Source organism: Ruegeria sp. BF7 (assembly GCF_056538605.1).
On the sequence record NZ_JBQFTM010000025.1, the window covers coordinates 21,640 to 27,639 of the forward strand.

Consider the following 6,000-nt stretch of genomic DNA (forward strand, 5'->3'; position numbering starts at 1 on the left):
GAAACATATCAGAGTGGGACGCGCCACACTCAACGTCTTGGCATGATGCGGGTATTGCACCAAACCTGCGCGCCCCTCGAATGAGGTGTTGACGGAGGGGCCATTCCTCACCCAATGTCGTTGCAGTCAGACGACAGGGAACTGAAGCTGTGACAGCCAACCTTCGACAACCAATGATGCGTCGCGAAACCGGGTGCGATCTGGTCGCCTGACCTTCGGAGAACAGTCCGTTTTCACCTGACCCGCTTTCGGGTCTGCTCCACCTTCCAGGCTGATACCCTTATGAATCAAACAGTTGGATTGCGCATGGCAATCGATATCGGCGGTACGTTCACCGATACCGTCTTGCTGAACAGCGCATCTCAGGTGGTGGCAACCACCAAAACTCCCACCACTCCACACCGCCCCGCCCTTGGCGCAGTGGCAGGCGCCACGCATGTGCTTGAGGCCGCCGGTGCCAACTGGCATCAGGTGACAGGTTTTATCCACGGTACCACGCTGGCCACCAATGCCCTGATAGAACGTCGCGGGGCCGCCACGGCCACGATCACCACGCGCGGCTTCCGCGACATCCTCGAAATCGCCTATGAGCGGCGCTACAGCCAGTATGCCATCGATCTGGTCAAACCCGACCTGATCGTGCCGCGCACCCATTCGCTGACCATCGGCGGGCGCATGGACGCCAACGGGCATGAGTTGGAGCCGCTGGACGTGGCGGGGGTTGCCCATTTGGTTGATGAGTTGAAGGTTCTGGGGGTTGAGGCTGTCGCCATCTGCCTGCTGCACGCCTATGCAAACCCTGCGCATGAGCTGGCCCTGCGCGACCTTCTGGAGCAACGTATGCCCGATCTGGTCATCTCTCTCAGCCACGAGGTTAGCCCTGAAGCGCGCGAGTTTGACCGGCTGTGTACCACCATTGCCAACGCCTATGTGCAACCGCTCATGTCCGGATACCTGCAGGATTTTGCGGCGCGATTTCGGCAGATGGGGTTGACCTGCCCGATCCTGATGATGACGGCTGGTGGCGGCATGACCACGCTGGACACCGCCGCCCGGCTGCCGATCCGATTGGTGGAATCCGGCCCCGCCGGAGGGGCGGTTCTAGCCGCCCGCATCGCCGAGGCCACCGGTGAAACCGACGTCCTGTCCTTTGACATGGGCGGCACCACGGCCAAGCTGTGCCTGATAGACGAGTACCGCCCCCAGACCGCGCGCAAGTTCGAAATCTCGCGGGCCGAACGCTTTATCAAAGGCTCGGGCATGCCGGTTCGGATACCGGTGATTGAGATGATCGAGATCGGCGCCGGTGGTGGTTCCATCGCCAGCGTCGACCGGCTAGGCCGCATTCAGGTCGGTCCGCACAGCGCGGGATCAGATCCCGGCCCTGCGGCATTTGGCAAGGGTGGCGACAAGCCCACGGTCACCGATGCCGATCTGACGCTGGGTCTGATCGAACCCGGACGTTTTGCCGAAGGGCGGTTGCAAATCGACCCGGTTGCGGCCACGCGAGCAATGGCGCAGGACGTAGGCGATCTGCTCAACCTTGGCCCCGATCAGGCCGCCTTTGCAGTCAGTGAGATCGTCGACGAGAGCATGGCCAGTGCAGGCCGGATGCACGCAGTCGAATCCGGCAAGGACCTTGGCAACCGTTTGATGATCGCGTTTGGAGGCAACGGTCCGCTGCACGCCACCCGCGTGGCCCGACGCGCCCAGATGCGGCGTGTGCTGATCCCGCGTGATCCGGGAGTGGGCTCGGCGGTCGGGTTCCTGTTCGCGCCTGTGTCCTATGAGGTCATCCGTTCACGCTATGCCCGTTTGGACACTCTGGATATCGACGGGCTGAACCGGTTCTTCGACGCGATGCAGGCCGAAGCGGAACAAGTCGTCCGCGCCGGAGCACCAGACGGCGCCCTTCTGCAACGCCGGATCGCTTATATGCGGTATCACGGACAGGGGCACGAGATCGAAATCTGCCTGCCCGACCGTGCATTGGCCGCCTCTGACCTAATCGCTTTGCGAGAGGCCTTTGAAACGGAATACAGCCGACAGTTCAGCCGGATCGTTCCTGGCATGTCCATCGAAATCCTGAACTGGGGGCTGTCCGTCTCATCCCCTGCCCCTGCACATGAGCCTTATCCTGACAATCCGGCGGAACACACCGCAACCGCAATCGAACACCGTGAAATCCTGTGCGACGTCACCAGCGCCTGGCGCCCGGCGGGCGTGTTCAGCCGCTCTGACCTCATGCCCGGCACAGCCCTCAGCGGCCCGGCGCTGATCGTCGAGGCCCAAACAACCACATTCGTCAGCGCCGATTTCAGTGCCAGTATCGACGGCCAGGGCAATATCTGGCTGACACGGCAAGAGGAGGTCCAGCCATGATCCATTCAGATACACGCCTGCAGGTGATGTGGAACCGGCTTCTGGCCGTGGTCGAGGAACAGGGACAGGCGCTGATCCGCGCCGCCTTTAGCCCGATCGTGCGCGAATGCGGCGATATCTCGGCCGGGATCTTCGATGCTCAAGGCAGGATGCTGGCACAAGCCGTCACCGGCACACCCGGGCATATCAACACCATGGCCGAGGCGGTCAAAACCCTGCGTGCGCGTTTTGCCCAAAGCGAGATGAAACCCGGCGATATCTACATGACCAACGACCCGTGGATCGCCTCGGGGCACCTGAACGACTTTCTGCTGATGATGCCGGTTTTTTTTCAGGACACGTTGATCGGCTACACGGCCTGCACCTCTCATCTGGTCGATCTGGGGGGGCTGGGCATGGGACCCGAGGGCTCGGATATATATGACGAAGGCCTGCTGATCCCACCCTGTAAACTGGTCAGCGAGGGCGACGTAAATGCGCTGTTGCTGGACATCGTCAAAGCCAACTCGCGCGAGCCCATTGCCAATGAAGGCGACATCTACGCCCTGATCGCCTGTTGTGAGGCCGGGTCTACGCGGCTGGTGCAGATGATGCAAGAATTCGGCATAACCGATCTGCAGGCGCTGTCAGATTACATCATCGACACCTCTCGGCGCGGTACCCTTGAGGCCATCGCCGACCTGCCTAATGGCACTTGGCACCATGTGCTGCGGGTCGATGGCTATGAGGATGAGATCGACCTGCACGCTGCCCTCACCATTGCAGACAACCATCTGCTGCTGGATTTCGAAGGCACCGCGCCCTGTGTCGGCAAAGGGATAAACGTGCCGCTGAACTATGCAACGGCCTATTCGGTCTTTGCCCTGCGCTGCATTATCGGAGCGGATATCCCAAACAATGCAGGCTCGCTCGACCCGTTCCGAGTGACCGCGCCTGCAGGCTGTATCCTGAACGCACAGCCCCCGGCCCCGGTCGCGATGCGACACACGCTGGGACAGATGACACCTGATCTGGTCTACGGCTGCCTGTCTCAAGCCTTGCCGGACAAGGTCCCGGCCGAAGGTTCCTCGTGCATGTACGACCTGCCACTGCGCCACGCGCCCGAGGCGGTCGACCGGGGCGATGACCTCTTTGCGCTGGAGCTTGTGTTCAACGGCGGCACCGGCGCCCGTCCCCGGCTGGATGGCCTGTCGGCCACCGCCTTTCCCAGCGGTGTCTGGGGCAGCCAGGTCGAAACCACCGAGGCCGTCGCACCGGTGCTGTTTCATCGCCGCGAGCTGCGGACGGATTCCGGAGGAGCGGGGCGTTTGCGGGGCGGTCTGGGGCAGCAAATTGAACTCAGCGCATCCAGGGATCAGGACCTGATGCTGTTCCTGTCGGTCGAGCGGATCAAGAACCCTGCCAAGGGCCGTGACGGCGGGTTGGACGGCGCCCCCGGGCGTATCACCGTGCAACCCGGCAACCGCCAACTGCCCGGCAAAGGTGAGGTTCGGATCAAAGCCGGTGAAACGCTACTGTTCGAAACGCCCGGCGGCGGTGGGTTCGGGCGGCCCGAGGAACGCTTGGACGACGCGGTGCAGAACGATCTCCGCGCAGGCCTTATCAGCCAGAACATAGCCCGGACCCAATACCGGAGGCAGACATGACTAAACCGCACCCGCACATCGCGCGTATGTTGCCTTATGCGCTGGCTGACCTCACAGTGCCAAAGGGCAAAGCCCTTATCTCTCTGTCCCAGAATGAAAGCCTGCGTCCACCCAGCCCCAGGGCTATCGAAGCGGCGGTGCAGGCTATGGGGACGTCGATGCTCTACCCCGATCCGGACTGGACAGACCTGCGACACGCTCTGGCAAACTTGCACGGGAATGATGCAGATGGGATTTTGTGCGGCAACGGTTCGCTCGACCTGATCGGTTGCCTTGCCCGCGTGTTCTCGGGGCCGGAGCGGGCGGTGCTGGCCCCGGCCCATGCCTATCCCTTTTTTCAGACGGCGGCGCGCATGGCCGATGCGCGGTTCGACACCGCCCGGGAAACGGATGCCACTGTCAGTGTCGATAGCTTGCTGGCGGCGGTCCAGCCGGATACCGGCATTGTCTTTGTCGCTAACCCGGGCAACCCGACCGGCACGCGCATCCCGAAATCCGAACTCGTCCGACTGCGACAAGGGTTGCGGCCCGACATCCTGTTGGTGATCGACGAAGCCTATGGCGAGTTTTCCGACCATCTGGGCGAGCGGTGTTTCGACATGGTGGCCACAGGCGACACGGTCATTCTGCGCACTTTTTCCAAGGCCTACGGCATGGCCGGGTTCCGCGTCGGCTGGGGGTTGTTCCCACCGGACATTGCCGAAGAAATGCGCAAGGTGATGAACCCGAACAACATCTCGGCCAGCGCTCAAATCGCCGCCGCAGCGGCGGCACGGGACGACGCTTATATGCGTGAGACCTGCGCGATCACAGCCGCATTGCGTGATCAGGCCGCGACCATGCTGAAGGGCGCCGGTTTCGCGCCCTACCCCAGTTTCACCAATTTCCTGCTGGTGAACATGGGCAATTCCAAAGCTGCGGCAAGTGCACACCAAAAGCTGCGGTCCGAAGGCGTCTTCCTGCGTCCGCAAGGTGGCGCAGGGTTGCCCCACACGCTGCGCATGACCGTCGGCCCACAGGACGCAATGAACACAGCAATAGACATCCTGACGAAATGGAAACAGGAGGGACAGGTATGAGCACGTCCAGAGGTCGCGCACGGTTCGGGGTTCTTGTCCCTTTCACCAACACTAATCTCGAACCCGATCTGGCCTTGATGGCGCCAACGGGGATTTCACTACACGTAGCCCGGATGGGGGGATACGACGAGGATGAAATCCCCGACGAAGCCCAGATGCACGATCTGGGGGCCACCGACCTGGACGAGCCGCTGCGTCTGCTGATGGGGGTAAAGCCGGATGTAGTCTTCTATGGGTGCACCTCGGCCACCCTGACCCACGGACCGGAGTTTGACCGCGAACTGGCCAGCCGGATAAGTGCCGGTAGCGGTGCCGAAACGATTACTGCGGCCGGGGCATTGGTTCATGCTCTGACCACGCTCGGCGCCCACCGCATCGGGTTTGCCTCGCCTTACGTTCCGGCGATCAATGATATGGCGATTGGCTTTCTTGCCAAACTGGGGTTTGAGACCATCCGGCGTTCCGAGGTGACCGAGGCGCTGGACAACGAAGGTCAGGGCGCGCTGAACCCAGAGGCCGTTTTTGAACTTGGCCGCGCGGCGGACCACCCTCAGGCCGACGCACTGGTTTTGTCATGTACTGACATGCGCAGCGTTGAAACTCTGGCCCGCTTGGAGGACGCGGTCGGTAAGCCGGTAATCAGCTCAAATCAGGCGATGCTGTTTCAGGCGCTGCAACTTTTGGACATCAAAGAACCCGTCAGCGGGTTCGGCCAGCTTCTGGAGTTTGAGAGGTAAGATCTCCGTAAAAGGCGCGGACTTCGTACTCTTTACCCGCGCCTTGGATTCATCACGCCTGAACCGCCTTCATGAACCGGTCGCGGATCACGACCGGATCCATGGTGATCACCGGCATCTTGGCGTTGCCGCTTTCGCACTTGCTGACGATGATGG

At 61.8% G+C, this 6,000-nt stretch carries 4 protein-coding genes and 1 pseudogene; 4 read left to right on the forward strand and 1 reads right to left on the reverse strand.

Translation table 11 applies throughout. The annotated features are described in order from the left end of the window. Positions 1–306: 306 nt before the first annotated feature. The 4 genes from ACR0IK_RS23245 to ACR0IK_RS23260 are packed head-to-tail and all read left to right on the forward strand — an operon-like array spanning position 307 to position 5,844. Complete coding sequence (locus ACR0IK_RS23245) at positions 307–2,382, forward strand: hydantoinase/oxoprolinase family protein (RefSeq protein WP_480643510.1); 2,076 nt, start codon at positions 307–309, stop codon at positions 2,380–2,382. Beyond that, a complete protein-coding gene (locus tag ACR0IK_RS23250; protein WP_480643512.1) occupies positions 2,379–4,028 on the forward strand; it encodes a hydantoinase B/oxoprolinase family protein in 1,650 nt (549 codons plus the stop codon). Before ACR0IK_RS23245 ends, ACR0IK_RS23250 begins: the two co-directional genes overlap by 4 nt. Then, positions 4,025–5,107 (forward strand): pyridoxal phosphate-dependent aminotransferase, encoded by a 1,083-nt coding sequence (locus tag ACR0IK_RS23255; protein ID WP_480643514.1) that lies wholly within the window; start codon positions 4,025–4,027, stop codon positions 5,105–5,107. The genes ACR0IK_RS23250 and ACR0IK_RS23255 overlap by 4 nt, the downstream gene beginning before the upstream one ends. Continuing rightward, complete coding sequence (locus ACR0IK_RS23260; protein WP_480643515.1) at positions 5,104–5,844, forward strand: maleate cis-trans isomerase family protein; 741 nt, start codon at positions 5,104–5,106, stop codon at positions 5,842–5,844. Before ACR0IK_RS23255 ends, ACR0IK_RS23260 begins: the two co-directional genes overlap by 4 nt. A 52-nt stretch (positions 5,845–5,896) precedes the next feature. Here ACR0IK_RS23260 and ACR0IK_RS23265 read toward each other — a convergent pair. Further along, positions 5,897–6,000 (reverse strand): annotated as a pseudogene (locus ACR0IK_RS23265) (sulfopyruvate decarboxylase subunit beta); the annotation flags it as partial.